This window comes from Nocardioides ginsengisegetis, from assembly GCF_014138045.1.
Taxonomy (GTDB): Bacteria; Actinomycetota; Actinomycetes; order Propionibacteriales; family Nocardioidaceae; genus Nocardioides; species Nocardioides ginsengisegetis.
This window is the reverse complement of sequence record NZ_JACGXA010000001.1, coordinates 2,596,047-2,615,880: the sequence shown is the minus strand read 5'-3', so window position 1 is coordinate 2,615,880 and position 19,834 is coordinate 2,596,047. Positions and strand designations below refer to the sequence as shown.

The window sequence follows — 19,834 nt, the reverse complement described above, 5'->3', positions numbered from 1 at the left end:
GCGCCCGCTACCCGTCGAGCCGCACCAGCACCACGGTGTCGGCGTAGGTCAGCCCCTTGCGGCCCTGGCCCCCGACCCAGGCGAAGACCTTGGTCAGCTTGGTCATGAAGCCGTACTTCGCCCGCACCCGGCTGTGCACCTCGTCGAAGAGCTGGCCCGACTGCACCATCTCGGCCGTGCCGGTCACCGCGTCGCTCCCGTCCTTGACGTTGCCGCGCACGTCGGAGGGCTGGACCGCGACGCGCGGGTCGTTGCGCAGCCGCTTGGTCTTGCCGGTGCCCATGGCGGTCCAGAAGCCGATCCGGCCGTCGCTGACCGGCACCACCCACACGGGCGTGCTGACCGCGTCGCCGGTCTTCCGGTAGGTGGTGAACGCGAGGTACTTCTCGTCCGAGAACGTCGTCATGCCCCGAGCCTAGGCACCTGCCCTGCCCGCCGCGTCAGCGCGGTGGCGGCGTCAGGTTGCCGGGGTCCTCGATGGCGGCGCGGGTGTGCTCGTCGGCGGCCAGCCGCGGGTTGCGGGCGAGTGCCGGCTGCAGGATGCGCAGGACGTCGGCGATGTCGCGGACCCAGGGCGTGCTCACGCCCATGGCCGTCCTGCCGGGCTGGCGCACCACGACCCGCCAGGTGCCGCTGACCGTCGAGCCGACCGCCTGACGGGTGTAGCCCAGCTCCACGGTGGTGGGTTCGTCCAGGGAGATGGCGACGTCGCGGAGGACGACGTACTGGTGGATCTCGTTGCGGTCGTAGTCGATCCAGACCTTGTTGGTGAACGCCGCCACGGCGCCGACCACGGACGCGAGTGCGGCGATGACCAGGATCGGGAAGCCGATCTTCCAGACGAGGGTCCACTCGAGGTCACCGTGCAGGATCCGCGGCAGGTTCTGGAGCAGGCCACCGCAGAAGAACACCGCCACCAGGGAGAACAGGACCTTCATCGCCGGCGCGGGCGTCAGCACCTCGCTGCGGGCGGACTGGGGTGTGGTCGACACGTGCTTCTCCTCCTCGGGGCCGAGTCCGGGGGAAGGTGCTCCCGGAAGCGGTCCCATGCTCGCACCCGGCGCGCGTCGGGTGTTTGCGACGGGCGGTGCCGGGCATGGTGGGATTCGTACGCCGGCGACACGGCCGGCAGCATCGACGGGGGAGTCGAACCATGTTCACCAGCGAGGAAGAAGCCTTGGCGAGCGTCGACCGTGCGGTCGCCGAAGCCCGGGCCCATGCCATCCGCGCCCAGGCGCTGAGCGTCGATCTCGACGCCCTGCGCGTGACCGGGCAGTCGCGGGACGGAGCCGCCGAGGTCACCCTCAGCCACACCGGCGCGGTCACCGACGTCTACTTCGGTCGGAGGCTCGAGAATGCCGGGCTGGACCAGCTCCGGACCGCGTTCCTCCAGGCCAACGCTGCGGCACAGTCCCAGCTCGCCGCCCGGGTGACGGAGCTCTCCGGCCGGGCCTTCGGCGACGACTCGGCGACGACGCGCGAGCTCGCCGCTCGCTACCGCCAGATGTTCCCGCCCGCCGAGGGTGGCAGCGATCACCCGGGGGTCCTGCGATGAGCGGCGAGATCGCGGTCGTGACGGATGCGATGCGCCGGCACGCCGGTGATCTCGACCGGCTGGCGTCGTGGACCTACCAGGGTGTCGAGGCGGGCCGGACGGTCAGCACGCCCGGCGACGCCTATGGCGTCCTCTGCTCCTTCATCGGCGCCGCCATGGTGCCCGCGCAGGCCACCGGCATCGCCAGCACCGCCCTCGCCGTCGCCAGCCTGGGGGCCACCGCGGCCCAGCTCCGCGCCGTCGCCGAGGTCTTCGACGAGGTCGACGACGTCGTCGGGTCGGCCATGAACCGTTTCCGGGGGAACTCATGAGCGGCAACGACCTCGTCGTCGGTGCCGTCGACTCGAGCACCGCCTTCACCGGGGCCGGTGCGCTCGAGTCGCTGGTCGGCACCGCCAACGCCCTGGAGAACCACGACTGGGTCGAGGCGAGCGTCATGGGGGTGGCCACGGGGCTGGAGACCCTGGGTGCGATCGCGGACCCCTTCGGGGCCCTGGTCTCCGCCGGGATCGGCTGGCTGATCGAGCACCTCGAGCCCTTCCCCACCTGGCTCGACCAGCTGGCCGGGAGCCCGGACCAGATCCATGCCTTCGCCTCGACGTGGGGCAACATCGCCACCCGGGTGCACGACAGCAGCAGCGAGTTCCTCGACGCCGTCGGGCGGGCCAGCTCGGAGTGGGACGGCGTCGCCATCGACGCCTACCGCACCGCGGCCCGCGCCCAGGCTGCGATCATCGACGGGTTCGGCTCCATGGTGTCCGGCGTCGCCGGAGCCACCGAGGCCGCCGGCGCGATCGTGGCCGGGGTCCGGGAGATCGTGCGTGACGCGATCTCGCAGCTGATCGGCTACGGCCTGTCCAAGGCCGTCCAGCTCCTGACTGTCGCCCTCGCGCCCAAGGCGATCGCCGAGATCTCCGCCAAGGTCGCCGAGTGGGCCGCGCGGATCTCTGCCTTCGTCAAGGGACTGGTCAAGTCGATGGGCAACCTCAGCGGCCACCTCGACGAGCTGCTCCGTGCCTCCGAGGAGCTCGGGGGGTCGGTGAAGTCGCTGTCGGAGAAGTGGGCCAAGACATCGGTCGGCAACGCGGAGTACGACTTCGACCGGATCTTCGCCGGGGGTGCCAGCCCGGGCCACGGCATGCCGAGCCTGGCCAACATCACCTACCAGGGCGGCAGCGGCGCGGTGAAGCACACCGTCGGCCTCGACGACCGGCCGAACTGACGCGTCGGCTACGTCGCCTCGGCAACGGGCTGCCCGAGCGCCACGACCCGGTCGATCCCGACGTCCTCGAGGAACGCCTCGTCGTGGCTGGCGACGACGAGGGCGCCGCGGTAGGAGGCGAGGGCTGAGGCCAGGGCGTCGTACGACGCGAAGTCGAGGTTGTTGGTCGGCTCGTCGAGGAGCAGCAGCTGGGGTGCGGGGTCGGCCAGCAGCAGCGCCGCGAGCGTGGCCCGGAAGCGCTCGCCGCCGGACAGGTCGCCGACCCGCTTGTCGGCCGCGGAACCACGGAAGAGGAACCGCGCGAGCCGGGCCCGGACCTCGTTCATGTCCGCGCCGGGTGCCCGGCACGCGACGTTGCCGGCGACCGTGTCGTCGGCGTCGAGCAGGTCCAGCCGCTGGGGGAGCAGCCCGACGGGCACCCGCGCCTGGTCGACGAGCCGGTGCAGGAGCGTGGTCTTGCCCGAGCCGTTGGGTCCGACGAGACCGATCCGGTCGGGGCCGCTGATCGGCAGCTCGCCCTCGAGCACGACACGGCCGCGCGGCACGGCGGTCCCCGGCAGGTCGATGCGGATCTCGCGGTCGTCGCGCAGCCGCGCCTCGGCCTCGGTCAGCTTGCCGCGGGCGTCCTCGAGCCGGTCGGCATGGGTCTGGCGGTACTTCGCGGTCGACTTCTCCGAGCGGTTCTTGCGCCAGTCGCGCTCGGCCTTGCTCATCCCGATGCCCTGCTTCTTCGCGATCCGGGCCCGCGAGGCCAGGAACCGCTCGGCCTCGAGCACGTCGTTGCGCTGCCGGCGTACGTCGGACCGGGCGGCCGCCACCGCGGTGCGGGCGGCGTGCTGCTCGGCCTCGACCTGCTCGGCGTAGGAGGAGTAGCCGCCGCCGTACCAGCGCACCGCACCGCCGCGCAGGTCGCCGATCCGGTCCACCCGCTCCAGCAGCTCACGGTCGTGGCTCACCACGAGGAGGGTCCGCGACCAGGACGCCACCACGTCGTACAGGCGGTCCCGGGCGCGCGCGTCCAGGTTGTTGGTGGGCTCGTCGAGGACGAGCACGTCGGGGCGGCCCAGGAGCAGGCGGGCCAACCCGAGCTGGGTGACCTCGCCGCCCGACAGCTCGCCGAGCCGGCGCTCGAGGACCGAGCCGGGGAGGCCGAGCCGCTCGAGCTCGGCGACCGCGCGGTCCTCGACGTCCCAGTCGTCCCCGATGACGGCCAGGGCGTCGGCCAGGGCGTCCTCGTCGAGGTCGCCGGCCGCGACCGCGGCGACCGCCCGCTGCACCGCGGCGACGCCGAGGAAGTCCGCGACGCCCTGCGTGGTGTCGAGGGTGAGGTCCTGGGGCAGGTAGCCGACCTCGCCGGTGACCTGCACGTGACCGCGCGTGGGCGCGAGGACGCCGGCGACCAGCCGGAGGATGGTCGACTTGCCGGACCCGTTGACGCCGACCAGCCCGGTGCGGCCGGGGCCGATGAGCAGGTCGAGGCCGTCGAGGACGGGGGTGCCGTCGGGCCACGCGAAGTGCAGGCCGGACAGGGTGATGACGGAGGTCGGAGCAGGCATGGAAGTCTCCCGGTGAGCGGCTCGAGGATGCGGCGGGACACGCCGGGAGCGGGCTCGCTCGACCGGCGGGGATGACGTCGTACGGCGACGACGGCGCGACCTCAGAAGTTCAACGGACCTGCTTGCGGGAGGGGATGGGACGACACGGATCGTAGGGCTGACGACGCGCGGACGCCACGGATTTCCTCATGTCGGTGGGGGTAGAGTTCACAACTCGGGCACAGCGTCGTGCACGGCCGCTCCGACCGGCCACCTTCCACCGCATCGACCACCAAACGAGGGAATCGCTGTGAGCAAGCCCGTCGTACTCATCGCCGAAGAGCTCAGCCCGGCCACCGTCGAGGCGCTCGGTCCCGACTTCGACGTCCGCAGCTGTGACGGCTCGGACCGGGGTCAGCTGCTCGCCGCGATCGTCGACGCGGACGCGCTCCTGGTCCGCTCGGCGACCAAGGTCGACGTCGAGGCGCTCGAAGCGGCCACCCGGCTGAAGGTCGTCGCCCGGGCCGGTGTCGGGCTCGACAACGTCGACGTCCGGGCCGCGACCCAGGCCGGCGTGATGGTCGTGAACGCCCCGACCTCCAACATCGTCTCCGCCGCCGAGCTGGCCGTCGCGCTGATGCTCGCCGCGGCCCGGCACGTCTCGCCGGCCCACCACTCGCTCAAGGGCGGGGAGTGGAAGCGGTCGCGCTACACCGGCATCGAGCTCTACGAGAAGACCGTCGGCGTCGTGGGGCTGGGCCGGATCGGGGTGCTGGTCGCCCAGCGGCTCTCGGCCTTCGGCATGAAGGTCATCGCCTACGACCCCTACGTGCAGGCCGGGCGCGCCGCGCAGATGGGGGTGCGGCTCGTCGACCTCGACACCCTGCTGGCCGAGGCCGACTTCATGTCGGTCCACCTGCCCAAGACCCCCGAGACCGTGGGGCTGATCGACGCCGAGGCGCTGGCCAAGGTCAAGCCGTCCCTGGTGCTCGTCAACGCGGCGCGGGGCGGCATCGTGGACGAGGCCGCCCTCTACTCCGCCCTCAAGGAGGGCCGGGTCGCGGCCGCCGGCCTCGACGTGTTCGCCCAGGAGCCCTGCACCGACAGCCCGCTCTTCGAGCTCGAGAACGTCGTGGCCACCCCGCACCTCGGGGCCTCCACCGACGAGGCCCAGGAGAAGGCCGGGCTCGCGGTCGCCCGGTCGGTGCGGCTGGCGCTGTCCGGCGAGCTCGTGCCCGACGCGGTCAACGTCCAGGGCGGCGTGATCGCCGAGGACGTCCGTCCCGGCATCCCGCTGACCGAGAAGCTCGGCCGGGTCTTCACCGGCATCGCCGGCCAGGTGGCGGAGTCGATCGACGTCGAGGTGCGCGGCGAGATCACCGACTTCGACGTCAAGGTCCTCGAGCTCGCCGCCCTCAAGGGCGTCTTCACCGACATCGTCGAGGAGCAGGTCTCCTACGTGAACGCGCCGCTCCTCGCGGCCGAGCGCGGCTGCGCGGTCCGGCTCGTGACCGACCCCGAGAGCCCCGACCACCGCAACCTGATCACCATCCGCGGCACCCTCGCCGACGGCTCGCAGGTCTCGGTCAGCGGCACCCTCGTGGGGATCAACCAGAAGGAGCGGCTCGTCGAGGTCAACGGCTTCGACGTCGACATCGAGCCCACCGAGCACCTCGCGTTCTTCCGCTACGCCGACCGGCCCGGCATGGTCGGCACCGTCGGCGGGATCCTCGGCGACGCCGGCGTCAACATCGCCGGCATGCAGGTCGCGCGGGACGCCAAGGGTGGCCACGCGCTGGTCGCGCTGTCGGTCGACTCCGCGATCCCGACCGAGGCGCTGGCCGAGATCCAGACCGCGATGGACGCCGACCTGGTGCGGGCCGTCGACCTCGTCTGATGCTGCGGGCGGGGTAGTCACCTACGAAGCGGGCGTCGTCGCGGGGGTTCGATGACCCGATCGACCCGTGACCTAGCGGCCACGGGCGACTTGCATCGACTTTCCCCCTGATGACGCGTCATGGATGGCCGTGAGGCGCGTCTTCCCTCCGACGCCTCGCGTCGCGTGCTCGAGCGGTTCGGGCCACGATCACATCGAGTCCTCTCGGAGGGACAACCCATGCGCTTCTTCGCCAAGCTTGCCGCCGTCGCCGTCGTTTGCATGATGGTCATCGCTGTTGGCATCGCTGCTGCCTGGAAGCTGGGAGTCAATCTCCCCTTCGGCGTCACGGACGTCGACCGGAGTCAGCCCGCCGTGCTCAAGTCCATCCAGGACATCAGCGAGTTCCACGCGGCCGTGGGGAACTTCGAGGTCGTGCTGGACTACGAGCACGACGTGAACTGGGTGCCAAGCTTCATCGCGGGCGAGCGTTCGCTCTTCGTCGCGGCGGGCACCGTCGATGCGTACGTCGACTTCTCCGGGCTGGCCTCGGGTGACGTCAGACTGTCTGACGACGGCAAGTCCGTGGTGGTCCGGCTCCCGGATGCGCAGCTCTCCAAGCCGAACCTCGACCAGGACCGCACCTACCTCTTCTCGCAGGACCGGGGTGTCCTTGACCGGGTCGGGGACGCCCTGTCGACCGATGACCAGCAGGAGCTGTACCAGCTCGCCGAGACGAAACTGGAGGCTGCCGCGGAGGAGTCCGAGCTCGAGCGGCAGGCGCAGGACAACACTCAGGCGATGCTGGTGGGCCTCTTCGGCTCGATGGACATGAAGGTGACGTTCGTCAGTTAGTGCAGGTAGCGCCGGGCCCCGGCGTACTCGCTGCGCAGCGGCTCCTGCTCGAACGACACGACCTGCACCTGCTCGCCGGTGCGTGGCGCGTGGATCATCAGGCCGTCGCCGACGTACATCGACACGTGGTGCACCAGCCCGTCGCTGGCGTAGAAGAGCAGGTCGCCCACGTGGCGTGCAGTGCGGCGGCCGTGCTGCGACTGCGGCAGCGCGTCACGGGGGATCCGGATGCCGTGCACGCGGTAGTCGAGCCACGTCAGGCCGGAGCAGTCGAGCCCGAACCCGGACAGGCCTCCCCACAGGTAGTACAGGCCGAGGAACGACCTCGCGGTGCGTCGCAGGCCGGTGCGGGTGGCGGGGAGGGCAGCCTCGCGCGGGGCACGGACGACCGCGACCCCCTCGAGCAGCCGCCGGACGTCGCCGCGCGGGGTCAGGACCCGCAGGTAGTGACCGGTTCGGCCCACCACGTGCAGCCGGGTCCCGGCGCTCACCTCGGTCGTCCTCGCGCTGGCGGCGTCGTCGGTGCGGAGCCAGGCGGTGCGCCGGGTCACCGTGGCGACCTTCGCCGTCCAGGCCGGGACGCGCGCGGTGAGCTGGCGGCGCGGGATCCAGCCGGGGTAGCCGCCGCGGGCCTTCGGGCTGGGTTGCGACGGCACCACGACGCGGACCCAGTGCGGCCGGAGCTCGCGGACCACGACCCGGTCGCCGAGCAGGGCCTCGGTGTCGCTCCGCTCGAACAGCGCGCGCCGCTGGTCCAAAGTCATGGCCTGCAGCCACGCCCGGAAGCGGACCGGGCTCCGCAGGGCCGGCGCGTCCACCGGCCACGGTGACGACGGCGACTGCCACAGCCGGGCGACCGCCACGGCCACCCACGCGTTGGCCCCGACGGCGAGCTCGTGCCCGGCCGCGGGCTCCGGTGCGCTCGAGGCCGGCGACCCGGTGGGGGTGGCCGGCGACGCCACGGAGGACGACGGGCGGGCCGCCGGTGGGGCCGGCGCGTTGCCGCAGGCTGCGGCCGTGGCCAGCAGTGCAGCGGCCACCACGACGCGGATGCGCGGTCCCACGTCGTCAGGGTCACCCACGTCCGCGGCGATCGACAAGGGCCGTTCGGCAGGGTCAGGCGCCGCTCAGGCCACCATCACCCGCACCCCGGGCCTCGTCCGCTGCGACTGCCGGTCCCGTACGACGGCCCACGCGGCCGCGAGCCGGCGCACGGCCTCCTCGAGCTCGGCGCCGGGGCGGGTCCACGGGATCCTCACGAAGTGGTCGAGGCCCCCCTCGGCGGCGAACACCGGGCCGGGGGTGACGATCAGCCCGAGCCGCTCGGCCTCGTCGGCGACGGCCGTGCCGAGGGGAGCGGGGAGCTGGCACCACACGGCGAGACCCCCGGTGGGCAGCAGGAAACGCCACTCCGGGAGGTGCTCGCGCAGGGCGGCGGCGAGCAGGTCGCGCTGCTCGCGCAGGCGCGCGACGTGGTCGGGGAACACCGGCCCCTGGGCCAGCAGCCGGGTCAGGACCAGCTGCTCCATCACCGGGGCGCCGAGGTCCATCGCCACCCGGGCGTGAGTCAACGCGTCCATCCGCCCCTCGGGCGCGCGGACCCAACCGAGCCGCAGCCCGCCCCAGAAGCTCTTGCTGGCGCTGCCGATCGTGATCGTCTCCGGCGCGAAGCACGCGAACGGGCGCGGCATCTCCTGCCCCTCGAGGGCCAGCGCCTGGTGGGCCTCGTCGACGACCGCGACCGTGCGGGTGCGGCGGAGGTGGCCGGCGTACTCCTCGCGCTGGGCGTCGGTCATCACGTGGCCGGTGGGGTTCTGGAAGTCGGGGATCAGGTAGGCCAGCCTCGGCGACGCCTGCCGCAGCGTCGCCCCGACCGCGTCGAGGTCCCACCCGTCGGGGTCCACCGGCGACGCCACGAGGCGCACGCCGGAGTGCCGGATCGCCTGCGTGGCGTTCGGGTAGACCGGGCTCTCGACGACGACGCGGTCGCCCGGCCCCGCGCAAGCCCTGGCCACGATCGACGCGGCGCTCAGGGCTCCCGGCGTGACCATGATCTGCTCGGGCGCGGTGGGCAGTCCCCGGGCGTCGTAGGACGCCGCCACTGCCGCCTGCAGCTCGGGCAGGCCGGCGGGGAAGTAGCCGTGACCGCCGAGGTACGCCGGCAGGTCGGCCGCCGCCTCGACGTACGCCGCCGCGAGCCCCGGGGGAGCGGTCGCCGCCGCGCAGTTGAGGTCGATCGCTTCGTGGTCGCCGGGCCGCGGCAGCAGCGCGCGGTCGTGGGCGCGGCTGCGCCCGCCGGGGACGCGGGTGAACGTGCCGGCGCCGCGGCGCGCCTCGGCGTAGCCCGCGTCGCGCAGGGCGGCGTAGGCGCGGGTCACCGTCGTGCGGGAGACCCCGAGTGCCTCGGTGAGCTCGCGCTCGCTGGGCAGCCGGGTGGCGAGGCCGATGCGCCCGTCGCCGATCAGCAGGACCAGCGCGTCGGCGAGGCCGGCATAGGCGGGACTGCGGTCGAAGTCGCCGACCAGGGTGGCCACCCTGGTGGCGCTGATGGCACCACTCATGCAGTCCACTGTCCCACGATTGGCTATTTGAGAGAAGGCCAATCCACCGCAGACTGGTCACCATGAGCCTGACCGCCCCCGCCGGAACTGCCCGTCGCGGCCTGACCGACCTCGGCCCGATCGCCCAGCTGCGGGCCGGCCGGCTCGTCCGGCGCCTGAGCCAGCTCTACGTCGGCCTGCTGCTCTACGGCGTCTCGCTGGCCATGATGGTGCGCGGCGACCTCGGCCTCGCGCCGTGGGACGTCCTGCACTCCGGCCTGATCCGGCACGTGCCGATCACGCTGGGCCAGGCCGTCGTGGTGATGAGCTTCGTGGTGCTGGTCGCGTGGATCCCGCTCCGCGAGACCCCGGGCATCGGGACGATCTCCAACGCCCTCGTCGTCGGCTTCTCGGCCGACGCGACGCTGGCGCTCCTGGACCGCCCGGACCTGCTGGTGGCACGCATCGCGCTCATGCTCGGCGGGGTCGGGCTGTGCGGCCTGGCCACCGCGCTCTACATCGGCGCGCAGCTCGGCCGCGGCCCGCGCGACGGGCTGATGACCGGCCTGCACCGGCGTACCGGCCTCTCGCTGCGCCTGGTCCGCACGGGCCTCGAGGTCGCCGTGGTCGTGCTCGGCCTGCTGCTCGGCGGGGTCGCCGGCCTCGGCACGCTGCTGTTCGCGCTGGCGATCGGGCCGATCACCCAGGCGCTGCTGCCGTGGTTCACCGTGGAGGTGACGGCACCGGCGCCGCGCTCAGCGCTTGGTGGCGATCAGGGCTGAGGCGTCCGAGGCGACCATCACCTCGACGGCGGTGAAGCGCTCGTCGGTGAGCCACTGCTCGCGCAGCGTGTCGACCCGGCCGTGGGTGATCGGTGGCCACATCTCGCACGGCGTGAAGTCGTCGAGGACCACGATCCCGCCGGCCTCGACGAGGTCGGCGATCGCGTCGACGCCGACCTCGGTGGGCTCGCCCGAGTCGAGGAACAGCAGCGAGAACGGGCCCTTGTCGAGCAGCGTCGACCAGTTGGCCGAGAGCACCTCGACCTGCGGGTCGTCCTCGAAGATCTCGGCCGCGGCGCCGGCCAGGCGCGCGTCGAGCTCGGCCGTCACGATCCGGGCCTCCCCGCGTACGCCGCTGCGCAGCCAGGCCGTCCCCACCCCGCAGCCGGTGCCGAACTCCGCCATCGTGCCGACCCGCGTGGCGGCCAGGGTGGCCAGCAGCCGACCGGTCTCGTTGCGGCAGAACGACACGTAGCCCGCCTTGCGGGACACGTCGAAGGCACGGGACACGACGTCGGGGAGATCGGGCGGGGCACTCATGCTGCGAGTCTTTCATCCTGGGAATGCCGTCTCGCATCCTGAGCAGGATCGGAAAAGGCGTGTCGCGCGGCGGGCGCACGTCGTACGGTTTTCGGACCATGCGGAGCGTGTTCGTACTCATCGAGCGCCGCGGCGAGGCTTCTTAGGTGGAGCCACCTCGCCGCGGAGTTCGGCGTTGTTCGGCCCACCGTCCTCACTGAAGACGCCTCCGCGGCGGATGCGCGACCACAGCACGCGCGACCCGCCTTCTGCATTGGTTCCTCTCCCTCATGTGACCCATGAGCGGCCAGCGCCCCCGACGCGGGGCGTCTTCCTCCGCAGCACCGCCATGACCCGTCACAGACCCATCACATGACCAGGAGACGACCCATGTACGACATGTACCCCGAGTGGGGACCCGCCAGCCACCACCCCGAGAACCCGCGCAGCGCCGAGAACATCCGGGCGGCCGTCCAGCGCTCGCTTGACCTGCGAGACAACGGCGGCGAGCGCCCCGACGACAACTAGCGTTGCGGGCATGACTTCCGACTCGAACACGGGCACCCTCAAGCTCGCCGTCATCCCCGGTGACGGCATCGGCCAGGAGGTGACGGCCGAGGCACTCAAGGTGCTCGAGGTCGCCGCCCCGGCCGGCGTGAAGTTCGAGCCGACCCGCTACGACCTCGGTGCGGAGCGGTACCTCGCGACCGGCGAGGTGCTGCCCGACTCCGTGCTCGCCGAGATCCGCGAGCACGACGCCATCCTGCTCGGCGCAGTCGGGGGCAAGCCGGGCGACCCGAACCTGCCTCCGGGCATCCTCGAGCGGGGGCTGCTGCTGCGGCTCCGCTTCGAGCTCGACCACTACGTCAACCTGCGGCCGTCCCGGATCTTCCCGGGGGTCGCGTCGCCCCTGGCCGCCCCCGGCGAGGTCGACTTCGTGGTGGTCCGCGAGGGGACCGAGGGGCCCTACACCGGCAACGGTGGGTCGATCCGGGTGGGCACCCCCCACGAGGTCGCCACCGAGGTCTCCCTCAACACGGCGTTCGGCGTCGAGCGGGTCGTCCGCGACGCGTTCGCCCGCGCCCAGCGACGTCCCCGCAAGAAGCTCACGCTGGTCCACAAGACCAACGTGCTCGTGAACGCCGGGGCCGTCTGGTCGCGCCTGGTGGCCGAGGTGGGCCGGGAGTTCCCCGACGTGACCGTCGACTACCTGCACATCGACGCCGCGACGATCTTCATGACCACCGACCCGTCGCGCTTCGACGTGATCGTCACCGACAACCTCTTCGGCGACATCATCACCGACCTCGCCGCCGCCATCACCGGCGGCATCGGCCTGGCCGCGTCCGGCAACATCAACCCGGACCGCACCGCGCCGTCGATGTTCGAGCCCGTCCACGGCTCGGCCCCCGACATCGCGGGGCAGCAGAAGGCCGACCCCACCGCCGCGATCCTGTCGGCGTCGCTGCTGCTCGACCACCTCGGGTACGCCGATGCCGCGGCCGCCATCGAGACGGCCGTCATCGACGACCTCGCGGCGCGCACCGCCGGCACCACGCGTCGTACGTCGGAGGTCGGCGACGCCATCGCCGCCCGAGTAGGCAGCTGAGCTCGCCGACCCACGGCGGGCAGACGTCACCCATCCCTGCTCCCGAGAGGTCGGCTAACTTGTCTCCCATGCAGATCAGCACCACCCACTCGACCAACGCCGTCGACGACGCGCGCCTCGCCGAGATCCTCGGCAACCCCGGCTTCGGGCAGTTCTTCACCGACCACATGTTCACGGTCGAGTGGACGCCCGACGCGGGCTGGCACGACGCCCGCATCGAGCCCTACGGCCCGCTCACCCTCGACCCGGCGACCGCCGTCCTGCACTACGCGCAGGAGACGTTCGAGGGCATGAAGGCCTACCGGCACGCCGACGGCTCGATCTGGTCGTTCCGGCCGGAGGAGAACGCCGCGCGGATGGTGCGTTCCAGCAAGCGCCTGGCCTTCCCCGAGCTCCCCGTCGAGGACTTCGTCGCGGCCGTCGACGCCCTGGTGAAGATCGACCAGCGCTGGGTGCCGGACCCGGAGGGCGAGAAGTCGCTCTACATCCGCCCGTTCATGATCGCCACCGAGAAGTTCCTCGGCGTCCGCCCCTCGCAGCACGTCACCTTCATGGTGATCGCGAGCCCCGCCGGCGCCTACTTCAAGGGCGGCGTCAAGCCGGTCACGCTCTGGCTCACCGAGGAGTACACCCGCGCCGGCCGCGGCGGCATGGGCGCGGCCAAGACCGGCGGCAACTACGCCAGCTCGCTCGTCGCGCAGCAGGAGGCGACCCGCCACGGCTGCGACCAGGTCGTCTTCCTCGACGCCCAGGAGGGCACCTACGTCGAGGAGCTCGGCGGCATGAACATGTACTTCGTCTACGACGACGGCTCGATCGTCACCCCGGAGACCGGCACGATCCTCGAGGGCATCACCCGTGCCAGCATCATCGAGCTCGCGGGCAAGCTCGGCCACCAGGTCGAGGAGCGGAAGTTCTCCATCGACGAGTGGCGCGACGGCGTGACCAGCGGCCGGATCGTCGAGATCTTCGCCTGCGGCACCGCCGCCGTCGTCACGCCGGTCGGCGCCCTGAAGTGGGACGGGGGAGAGGTGCCTGCCCCGGCCAGCACCGACCTGACCATGAAGGTCCGCTCGGCCCTCGTCGACGTGCAGTACGGCCGCGCCGAGGACTCCTTCGGGTGGATGCACCGGATCGTCTGAGCCCCGTCGCGCCCGGCGCCACGGCGTCGACATCGTTACCTCCCGCCTGCGCGGCGGGAGGCATCGGCCCGAGTAGCCTCGAGCCGTGACGACCACGCCGCGCCACGACGGGCGCCGCCCTGAGCAGGCCCCGCCGGGCCTGACCGTGGGTCCCTACTCCCTCCTCTCCCGCATCGGTGAGGGGGGCATGGGCGTCGTCCACCTCGCCCAGAGGCCCGGCGGGGAGCGGGTCGCGCTCAAGGTGCTGCGCCCGCACATCGTCGGTGACGACGAGGCCCGTGCGCGGCTGGCCCGCGAGGTCAACTCGCTGAGCCGGATCCGCAGCCGCTGGGTCGCCGAGATCGTCGACTCCGACCCGTGGGGCGACATCCCCTTCGTGGCGACCCGCTACGTGCCCGGCCTCTCGCTGCACGACCACGTCGTCGACGAGGGTGCCATCACCGGCCGCGACCTGGTCTGGTTCGCCGGTTGCCTGGCCGAGGGCCTCGCCTCGGTCCACGACGTCGGCGTCCTGCACCGCGACGTGAAGCCCACCAACGTGCTGATGGAGGGCCGCACGCCGATCCTCATCGACTTCGGCCTGGCCCGCGTCGCCGACGACCCCAAGCTCACCCACACCGGCTGGCTGCTCGGCACCCCCGGCTACCTCGCGCCCGAGATCCTCTACGGCGACGACGCCAGCGCCGCCTCCGACGTGCACTCCTGGGCGGCCACGGTCGCCTACGCCGGCACCGGCCACGCGCCCTTCGGTCGCGGCCCGTCGATGGCGATCATGGACCGCGTCCGCCGCGGTCAGCACGACCTCTCCGGCCTGCCCCGCGACCTGCACGACGTGGTCGCGGCGGCCCTCGACCCCGACCCCGGCCAGCGCCCGACGCTGGGAGCGATCCTGGAGTGGCTGCGCCCGCAGACCACCCGCGTGCAGGCCGTCGTCCCGCCGCCGCCCACGGGACCGGGCGACGACCACACCGTCCCGCTCGCGATCGCCGCGCAGGCGTGGGGCGATGACGAGACCGACGTGCTCCGGGACAGGCAGGGCGACGGCGAGGAGCCCGACGGGGCCACCCGGATGTACGAGACCGAGCGGATCGACGAGTGGGGCGAGCCGGTCGAGTTCGGCCAGCCCCGCGTCCCGGTCCTGGTCCGGTTGCGCCGCCTCGCCCTGCTCGTCGCCGGTGCCGTGACCGTGGGCGCCGGCGCCGCGGCGTACCCCTGGCCGACCGTGGCCCTGGTCCTCGTCCTCGTCTGGCTGCTGCGCAGCGGCTCGCTCGCGGCCAGCGCGGTCGGCAACCGCCGATCGCGGCGCGGCCGGAAGTGGTACGACGGCGCGCAGTTCCTCCTCGGCGCGCCCTGGGACCTCGTCCGCTCGATCCCGGGCACCGTCCTGCTCACGCTGTGGAGCGCCGGGCTGGCCACCGCCGGCGCGCTCCTCTGCTACGGCGCGTCGGCGGGCACGCAGGTCACCCTCTTCGTCAGCGGTCTCCTGCTGGCCGCGTCGTTCTGGTTCGGCCCCGGCGGCTCCCGGGTCCGGTCCCCGCTGGGACGTGTGGTCAACCCGCTGGCCGCGGAGGGCCGGCGGTTCCTCGTGGGGCTCGTGGTCCTGCTCGCGGTCGCCGCCGTCATCGGCTTCCGCGTCGACACGGCCGGCACCAGCTGGCTGCCCGGCAACGGCCGACCCTTCGCCCACTGGTCGGTGCCCGACCGGCTCTCGGGGCTCCACGTGCCGATGGGGTGATCTCCCACCTCGCGCCGCGTCGTGGCCGCCCGCCGGCCGACCACGCACCCCCGGCGCGTTCAGATCCCGAGATCCGGGCCCACGGACCGGGACGCGGTGGCAGCATGGAGGACATGCAGCACCAGCAGGCGATCATTCCCTAGCGCGTCGAGCACCACCTCGACGCGCCACCTCTCGCACCCCCGAGAGGTTTTTTTGTGCCCGGACCGCCCTCGTTGGTCGAGCTTGTCGAGACCACACCTGAAGGAAGTACCCCGATGGACCTGCACGGCTCGTTCCACGTCTACGACACCACCCTGCGCGACGGAGCGCAGCAGGAGGGGCTCAACCTCTCCGTCGCCGACAAGCTGAGCATCGCGCGGCAGCTGGACGGGCTCGGCGTGGGTTACATCGAGGGCGGCTGGCCGGGCGCCAACCCCAAGGACACCGAGTTCTTCCGCCGCGCCAGCCAGGAGCTGGACCTGCGCAACGCCCGGCTCGCGGCCTTCGGCGCCACCCGCCGGGCCGGCGTGAGGGCCGCCGACGACCCGCTGGTGGCGGCGCTGCGCGACAGCGGCGCCGGGGTGGTCACCCTGGTCGCGAAGTCCCACGACCGGCACGTCGAGCTCGCGCTGCGGACCACGCTCGAGGAGAACCTCGCGATGATCCGCGACACCGTGAGCCACCTCCGCGCGGAGGGCCAGCAGGTCTTCCTCGACGCCGAGCACTTCTTCGACGGCTACCGCGCCAACCGCGACTACGCCCTCGAGGTGCTCCGCACGGCGTACGACGCGGGCGCCGAGGTGATCGCGCTCTGCGACACCAACGGCGGCATGCTCCCCGGCTGGGTCGCCGACGTCGTCCACGACGTCCTCGAGACCGCCCAGGTGCGCGTCGGCATCCACTGCCACAACGACACCGGGTGCGCCGTGGCCAACACCCTCGCCGCGGTCGACGCCGGCGCCACCCACGTCCAGGGCACCATCAACGGCTACGGGGAGCGCACGGGCAACGCCGACCTGGTCTCGGTCGTGGCCAACCTCGAGCTCAAGCTGGACCGCCAGGTGCTGCCGCCGGGCCTCCTGCGCGACGCCACCCGGATCGCCCACGCGGTCGCCGAGGTCACCAACTTCCCGCCCGCGTCCCGGCAGCCGTACGTCGGCACCTCGGCCTTCACGCACAAGGCGGGGCTGCACGCGAGCGCCATCAAGGTCGACCCCAACCTCTACCAGCACATGGACCCGGTCGGGGTCGGCAACGACATGAGGCTGCTCGTCTCCGACATGGCCGGCCGGGCGTCCATCGAGCTCAAGGGTCGGGAGCTCGGCTTCGACCTCAGCGGGGACAAGGACCTCGTCACCCGCGTCACCGACCGCGTCAAAAAGCTGGAGTCACGCGGCTACACCTTCGAGGCCGCGGACGCCTCCTTCGAGCTGCTGCTGGTCGAGGAGGTCGAGGGCCGGCGCCCGTCGTACTTCGAGGTCGAGTCGTGGCGGGTGATCACCGAGACCCTCAGCAACCGCGGCGCCGACGACGAGGCGGTCTCCGAGGCGACGGTGAAGCTGAAGGCCGAGGGCGTCCGCTACGTCGTGACCGGGGAGGGCAACGGCCCGGTCAACGCGCTGGACGCGGCGCTCCGCTCGGCGATCGGCCAGGCGTTCCCCGAGGTCGCGAAGTTCGAGCTGATCGACTACAAGGTCCGGATCCTCGACCAGGGGCACGGCACCGACGCCATCACCCGCGTGCTGATCGAGACCAGCGACGGGGTGTCGTCGTGGGTGACCGTCGGGGTCGGCCACAACGTGATCGAGGCGTCGTGGGGGGCGCTGGTCGACGGACTCACCTTCGGCCTGCGCAAGCACCACGACGCCTCATGACGCGTCGCTGAGCTACTGCTTCTGGACCGGCAGCACCACCGGCGAGTCCGAGCTGTAGCCGGTCGCCGGGGTCACCTGGAACGAGACCTCCTTGGTCCCGTCAGGAAGCGCGTTCGGGAACGGGATCCGGGCCGTCGCCTCCTCCTTGAGCCGGTAGGGGACGACCCCCAGCGAGGTCTTCCCGGCCATGGCGGTGATCGTGCCGGCACAGCCCTGGCTTCCCGTGCCGCAGGTGACCTGGGCGTTGACCAGGCCCTGACCGTCGGGCGTCACCGAGGGGCTGGTGATCGCGAAGACCGAGGGGAACGTGGTGCCCGTCGGGGTGTCGTCCGTGGCGGGGTCGAAGCAGCCGTCGAACTCGAAGAGCGGGTTGGTCACCTCGCGGCCGCGCTTGTCGGTCAGCGTGAGGAAGCCGGTCAGCTTGCTCGGCCCGGCGGCGGTGAAGCAGTCGTTGCTGTGCACGTTGAGCTCGAACTTGCCGTAGCCCTCCGAGGGCATCGGCACCTGCGGGTCGGTCCAGCTCATCAGGCAGATCCAGTCGCCGCCGGGGCCGACGTCGGCCACGTCGGGGCCGTGCTTGTCGCACATGGCCTGCGGCTCGAGGGACGCCGCGGTGATGTCGGTGCGGCCCAGCAGGCGGGCCTGCTGGACGTACATGTTGGCGAACACCACCGGCAGGGCGCGCTCGAGTCGGGCCTTGGTGACGGTGCTGCCGCTTCCGCCGGCCACGGCCGCGGCGCCGATGGCGGCCACGACGAGCAGGGTGGTGAGGACGGCGATGATGCTGCGACGCATGGCGTCAGCCTCCGGTGATGTCGCGACGGCGGAGCAGGACGAAGGCGACGGCGAGGGACGCGAGGCTCCACACCGCGCTCACCAGCACCCCCTGGACGAGCGGACCGGTGAAGGCCGGTTGGGTGAGCAGGCCGTGCCAGGACTCGAACGGCGTGGTGAGCAGCAGCGGCCGCACGGCCTCGATGCCGCCGAGTGCGCCGACGAGCTGCATCACCATGCCGATCACGACCGGGGCGGCGATGCCGACGGCGGGGTTGCGGGCCCACACCGACAGCAGGATCGCCAGGCAGGTGAAGCCGATCATGGGCGGGAGGGTGGTCGCCCAGCTGGCGGCCACGAGCTCCAGGGCGGACCGCGGGTCGACGGTCTGGCCGGAGAGGCCGATCAGCGGCTGGTGGCCCACGACGAGGAGGCTCGAGACGATCGTGGAGGCGGCCAGGACGGCCAGGACGAGGACGGCGAATCCGCTGGCGACCAGGGCCTTGGCCCAGAACAGCTGGGCCCGGCTCGTCGAGCGGGTCAGGACGGTCTTCCACGTGCCGTGCTGGTCCTCGCTGGCGAAGACGTCGCCGGCCACGATCGCGGTCAGCAGCGGCAGCACCCACTGCGAGGCGAAGCCGAGCACCAGCAACGCCAGGGCGAAGCCGTTCTCCGTGGCGAACCGGCCGAAGAGCGTGTCCTTCGGCGGCCGCGACTGTCCGTGGATGATGAACACGACGGGGATCGGGCCCAGCAGCGCCCCGAGGAGCACGGCCTTCGCGCGGTATTGCGCGCGCAGCTTGCGGGTCTCCCACCGCAGCACGGCCCCCAGCCCGGGGTGCGTCCGCGTGGTCGCGGCGACGGCCTCCAGCGTGGTCGTCATCGGACTTCCTCCAGGTCGGGAGTCGCGTCGGTGAGCATGAAGAACAGCGCCTCCAGCGGCGTCCGGGTGGGGGTGAACGCGCGCAGGTCCAGGCCGGCGCGCACCAGGTCCGCGACGTACGCCGAGACCTCGTGCTGGGGCCCGGTGACCACCAGCGCCGCCTCGGGGTCGCGCTCGACCTCGATGCCGGGCCGGTCGGCGGCCAGCGCGAGCGCCCGCGCGTCGTCGGTGGTGGCGAGCAGGTGGCCGGGGTCGGGGGCCATCGCGCGCAGGTCGGCGATGGTGCCGTGGAAGGCGACACTGCCGCGCCGCATGATCGTGACGTTGTCGCAGATCTCCTCGACCTCGTCCATGTGGTGCGAGCTCAGCAGGACCGTCAGCCCGCTCCCCGCGAGCCGCTTCACCAGCGCCCGCATGTCCCGGATGCCGGCCGGGTCGAGGCCGTTGGCCGGCTCGTCGAGGATCAGCAGGCGCGGGTCGCGCAACAGGCTGGCGGCGACGCCGAGCCGCTGCCGCATGCCGTAGGAGTAGCCACCCACCTTGTCGTCGGCGCGGTCGGCCAGGTCGACGATGGCCAGCACCTCCTCGAGACGGCCGGGCCGGGCGCCGCCGTCGAGGAGCGCGAGCCCCTCGAGGTTGGCCCGTCCGGTCAGGTAGGGGTAGAACTTCGGGCTCTCGATGAAGCCTGCGACGCCGTCCAGCACGGCGGCCCCGTCCTCCTCCCACGTCCGGCCGAAGACCCGGATCGTGCCGGCGTCGGGGCGGATCAGCCCGAAGAGCATCCGCAGGAACGTCGTCTTGCCGGCGCCGTTGGGCCCGAGCACGCCGTACACCTCACCGGGGGCGACGCGGACGGTGATGTCGTCCACCGCGCGCAGGGACCCGAAGGCCTTGGTCACACCCACGGCGTCCACGGCCAGCGGTTCTGTCATGGACGCACCGTAGAGGCAC

Annotated in this window: 20 protein-coding genes and 2 pseudogenes; 11 read left to right on the top strand and 11 right to left on the bottom strand. The window is 72.4% G+C overall.

The window, feature by feature from the left end; translation table 11 throughout:
* Positions 1 to 7: 7 nt before the first annotated feature.
* Positions 8 to 406: a PPOX class F420-dependent oxidoreductase gene (locus FB382_RS12550; RefSeq protein WP_182539595.1), complete on the bottom strand. Its 399-nt coding sequence runs from the start codon at positions 404 to 406 to the stop codon at positions 8 to 10.
* Between the two features lie 34 nt (positions 407 to 440).
* Positions 441 to 992, bottom strand: a complete 552-nt coding sequence (locus FB382_RS12545; protein WP_182539593.1) for a hypothetical protein — start codon at positions 990 to 992, stop codon at positions 441 to 443.
* Positions 993 to 1,153: 161 nt separating this feature from the next.
* Between FB382_RS12545 and FB382_RS12540 the strand changes: the two genes are divergently transcribed.
* The 3 genes from FB382_RS12540 to FB382_RS12530 are packed head-to-tail and all read left to right on the top strand — an operon-like array spanning position 1,154 to position 2,777.
* Entirely contained in the window at positions 1,154 to 1,555 is a 402-nt protein-coding gene (locus FB382_RS12540; RefSeq protein ID WP_182539591.1) for a YbaB/EbfC family nucleoid-associated protein, read from the top strand.
* Complete coding sequence (locus FB382_RS12535) at positions 1,552 to 1,866, top strand: type VII secretion target (RefSeq protein WP_182539589.1); 315 nt, start codon at positions 1,552 to 1,554, stop codon at positions 1,864 to 1,866. The genes FB382_RS12540 and FB382_RS12535 overlap by 4 nt, the downstream gene beginning before the upstream one ends.
* Complete coding sequence (locus FB382_RS12530; RefSeq protein WP_182539587.1) at positions 1,863 to 2,777, top strand: WXG100 family type VII secretion target; 915 nt, start codon at positions 1,863 to 1,865, stop codon at positions 2,775 to 2,777. The genes FB382_RS12535 and FB382_RS12530 overlap by 4 nt, the downstream gene beginning before the upstream one ends.
* Positions 2,778 to 2,785: 8 nt before the next feature.
* Here the strand turns inward: FB382_RS12530 and FB382_RS23100 are convergent, their stop codons facing one another.
* The 3 genes and pseudogenes from FB382_RS23100 to FB382_RS23090 form a co-directional block, all read right to left on the bottom strand.
* On the bottom strand, positions 2,786 to 3,196 hold the full coding sequence (locus FB382_RS23100; RefSeq protein WP_425490134.1) for an ATP-binding cassette domain-containing protein: 411 nt from the start codon (positions 3,194 to 3,196) through the stop codon (positions 2,786 to 2,788).
* Positions 3,197 to 3,202: 6 nt separating this feature from the next.
* Positions 3,203 to 3,292: pseudogene (locus FB382_RS23095) on the bottom strand (ATP-binding cassette domain-containing protein); the annotation flags it as partial.
* A gap of 570 nt (positions 3,293 to 3,862) precedes the next feature.
* Positions 3,863 to 4,333 (bottom strand): annotated as a pseudogene (locus tag FB382_RS23090) (ATP-binding cassette domain-containing protein); the annotation flags it as partial.
* 289 nt (positions 4,334 to 4,622) lie between these two features.
* Here FB382_RS23090 and serA point away from each other — a divergent pair.
* Both serA and FB382_RS12515 read left to right on the top strand, forming a co-directional pair.
* Positions 4,623 to 6,209: a phosphoglycerate dehydrogenase gene (gene serA, locus FB382_RS12520; protein ID WP_182539584.1), complete on the top strand. Its 1,587-nt coding sequence runs from the start codon at positions 4,623 to 4,625 to the stop codon at positions 6,207 to 6,209.
* Between the two features lie 219 nt (positions 6,210 to 6,428).
* Positions 6,429 to 7,043 carry a DUF4230 domain-containing protein gene (locus FB382_RS12515; RefSeq protein ID WP_182539582.1) on the top strand — a complete coding sequence of 205 codons (615 nt, stop codon included), beginning with the start codon at positions 6,429 to 6,431 and terminating at the stop codon, positions 7,041 to 7,043.
* Here the strand turns inward: FB382_RS12515 and FB382_RS12510 are convergent.
* The gene (locus FB382_RS12510) at positions 7,040 to 8,107 is read right to left on the bottom strand and encodes an NlpC/P60 family protein (RefSeq protein ID WP_182539580.1); all 1,068 of its coding nucleotides are present in this window, start codon (positions 8,105 to 8,107) and stop codon (positions 7,040 to 7,042) included. The genes FB382_RS12515 and FB382_RS12510 overlap by 4 nt on opposite strands.
* Positions 8,108 to 8,170: 63 nt before the next feature.
* On the bottom strand, positions 8,171 to 9,604 hold the full coding sequence (gene yczR / locus FB382_RS12505; RefSeq protein WP_182539578.1) for a MocR-like transcription factor YczR: 1,434 nt from the start codon (positions 9,602 to 9,604) through the stop codon (positions 8,171 to 8,173).
* Between the two features lie 62 nt (positions 9,605 to 9,666).
* On the opposite strand from yczR, the gene yczE reads away from it, so the two are divergent.
* Positions 9,667 to 10,365: a membrane protein YczE gene (gene yczE, locus FB382_RS12500; protein WP_182539575.1), complete on the top strand. Its 699-nt coding sequence runs from the start codon at positions 9,667 to 9,669 to the stop codon at positions 10,363 to 10,365.
* Here yczE and FB382_RS12495 read toward each other — a convergent pair.
* Positions 10,339 to 10,905 carry an O-methyltransferase gene (locus FB382_RS12495; protein WP_182539572.1) on the bottom strand — a complete coding sequence of 189 codons (567 nt, stop codon included), beginning with the start codon at positions 10,903 to 10,905 and terminating at the stop codon, positions 10,339 to 10,341. The genes yczE and FB382_RS12495 overlap by 27 nt on opposite strands.
* Before the next feature lie 369 nt (positions 10,906 to 11,274).
* Between FB382_RS12495 and FB382_RS12490 the strand changes: the two genes are divergently transcribed.
* From FB382_RS12490 to cimA, 5 genes are all read left to right on the top strand, one after another.
* Positions 11,275 to 11,412 carry a hypothetical protein gene (locus FB382_RS12490; protein WP_182539570.1) on the top strand — a complete coding sequence of 46 codons (138 nt, stop codon included), beginning with the start codon at positions 11,275 to 11,277 and terminating at the stop codon, positions 11,410 to 11,412.
* Between the two features lie 10 nt (positions 11,413 to 11,422).
* The gene (locus tag FB382_RS12485) at positions 11,423 to 12,493 is read left to right on the top strand and encodes a 3-isopropylmalate dehydrogenase (protein ID WP_182539568.1); all 1,071 of its coding nucleotides are present in this window, start codon (positions 11,423 to 11,425) and stop codon (positions 12,491 to 12,493) included.
* Between the two features lie 68 nt (positions 12,494 to 12,561).
* Positions 12,562 to 13,635 (top strand): branched-chain amino acid aminotransferase, encoded by a 1,074-nt coding sequence (locus FB382_RS12480; protein WP_182539566.1) that lies wholly within the window; start codon positions 12,562 to 12,564, stop codon positions 13,633 to 13,635.
* Positions 13,636 to 13,720: 85 nt separating this feature from the next.
* Positions 13,721 to 15,370 (top strand): protein kinase domain-containing protein, encoded by a 1,650-nt coding sequence (locus FB382_RS12475; RefSeq protein ID WP_182539564.1) that lies wholly within the window; start codon positions 13,721 to 13,723, stop codon positions 15,368 to 15,370.
* A gap of 257 nt (positions 15,371 to 15,627) precedes the next feature.
* Positions 15,628 to 17,226 (top strand): citramalate synthase, encoded by a 1,599-nt coding sequence (cimA, locus tag FB382_RS12470; RefSeq protein ID WP_125038936.1) that lies wholly within the window; start codon positions 15,628 to 15,630, stop codon positions 17,224 to 17,226.
* A gap of 12 nt (positions 17,227 to 17,238) precedes the next feature.
* Here the strand turns inward: cimA and FB382_RS12465 are convergent, their stop codons facing one another.
* From FB382_RS12465 to FB382_RS12455, 3 genes are read right to left on the bottom strand one after another with little or no spacing between them, the layout of a single operon-like run.
* On the bottom strand, positions 17,239 to 18,021 hold the full coding sequence (locus FB382_RS12465) for a hypothetical protein (RefSeq protein WP_182539562.1): 783 nt from the start codon (positions 18,019 to 18,021) through the stop codon (positions 17,239 to 17,241).
* Between the two features lie 4 nt (positions 18,022 to 18,025).
* Positions 18,026 to 18,883 (bottom strand): ABC transporter permease, encoded by an 858-nt coding sequence (locus tag FB382_RS12460; protein ID WP_182539560.1) that lies wholly within the window; start codon positions 18,881 to 18,883, stop codon positions 18,026 to 18,028.
* On the bottom strand, positions 18,880 to 19,815 hold the full coding sequence (locus tag FB382_RS12455; protein ID WP_182539559.1) for an ABC transporter ATP-binding protein: 936 nt from the start codon (positions 19,813 to 19,815) through the stop codon (positions 18,880 to 18,882). Before FB382_RS12455 ends, FB382_RS12460 begins: the two co-directional genes overlap by 4 nt.
* Positions 19,816 to 19,834: the final 19 nt, after the last annotated feature.

Coding starts and splice junctions, on each gene's coding strand:
- FB382_RS12550 (WP_182539595.1), bottom strand. CDS start 406: ATGACGACGTTCTCGGACGAGAAGTACCTCGCGTTCACCACCTACCGG.
- FB382_RS12540 (WP_182539591.1), top strand. CDS start 1,154: ATGTTCACCAGCGAGGAAGAAGCCTTGGCGAGCGTCGACCGTGCGGTC.
- FB382_RS12535 (WP_182539589.1), top strand. CDS start 1,552: ATGAGCGGCGAGATCGCGGTCGTGACGGATGCGATGCGCCGGCACGCC.
- FB382_RS12530 (WP_182539587.1), top strand. CDS start 1,863: ATGAGCGGCAACGACCTCGTCGTCGGTGCCGTCGACTCGAGCACCGCC.
- FB382_RS12515 (WP_182539582.1), top strand. CDS start 6,429: ATGCGCTTCTTCGCCAAGCTTGCCGCCGTCGCCGTCGTTTGCATGATG.
- yczR (WP_182539578.1), bottom strand. CDS start 9,604: ATGAGTGGTGCCATCAGCGCCACCAGGGTGGCCACCCTGGTCGGCGAC.
- yczE (WP_182539575.1), top strand. CDS start 9,667: ATGAGCCTGACCGCCCCCGCCGGAACTGCCCGTCGCGGCCTGACCGAC.
- FB382_RS12495 (WP_182539572.1), bottom strand. CDS start 10,905: ATGAGTGCCCCGCCCGATCTCCCCGACGTCGTGTCCCGTGCCTTCGAC.
- FB382_RS12490 (WP_182539570.1), top strand. CDS start 11,275: ATGTACGACATGTACCCCGAGTGGGGACCCGCCAGCCACCACCCCGAG.
- FB382_RS12485 (WP_182539568.1), top strand. CDS start 11,423: ATGACTTCCGACTCGAACACGGGCACCCTCAAGCTCGCCGTCATCCCC.
- FB382_RS12480 (WP_182539566.1), top strand. CDS start 12,562: ATGCAGATCAGCACCACCCACTCGACCAACGCCGTCGACGACGCGCGC.
- cimA (WP_125038936.1), top strand. CDS start 15,628: ATGGACCTGCACGGCTCGTTCCACGTCTACGACACCACCCTGCGCGAC.
- FB382_RS12465 (WP_182539562.1), bottom strand. CDS start 18,021: ATGCGTCGCAGCATCATCGCCGTCCTCACCACCCTGCTCGTCGTGGCC.
- FB382_RS12460 (WP_182539560.1), bottom strand. CDS start 18,883: ATGACGACCACGCTGGAGGCCGTCGCCGCGACCACGCGGACGCACCCC.
- FB382_RS12455 (WP_182539559.1), bottom strand. CDS start 19,815: ATGACAGAACCGCTGGCCGTGGACGCCGTGGGTGTGACCAAGGCCTTC.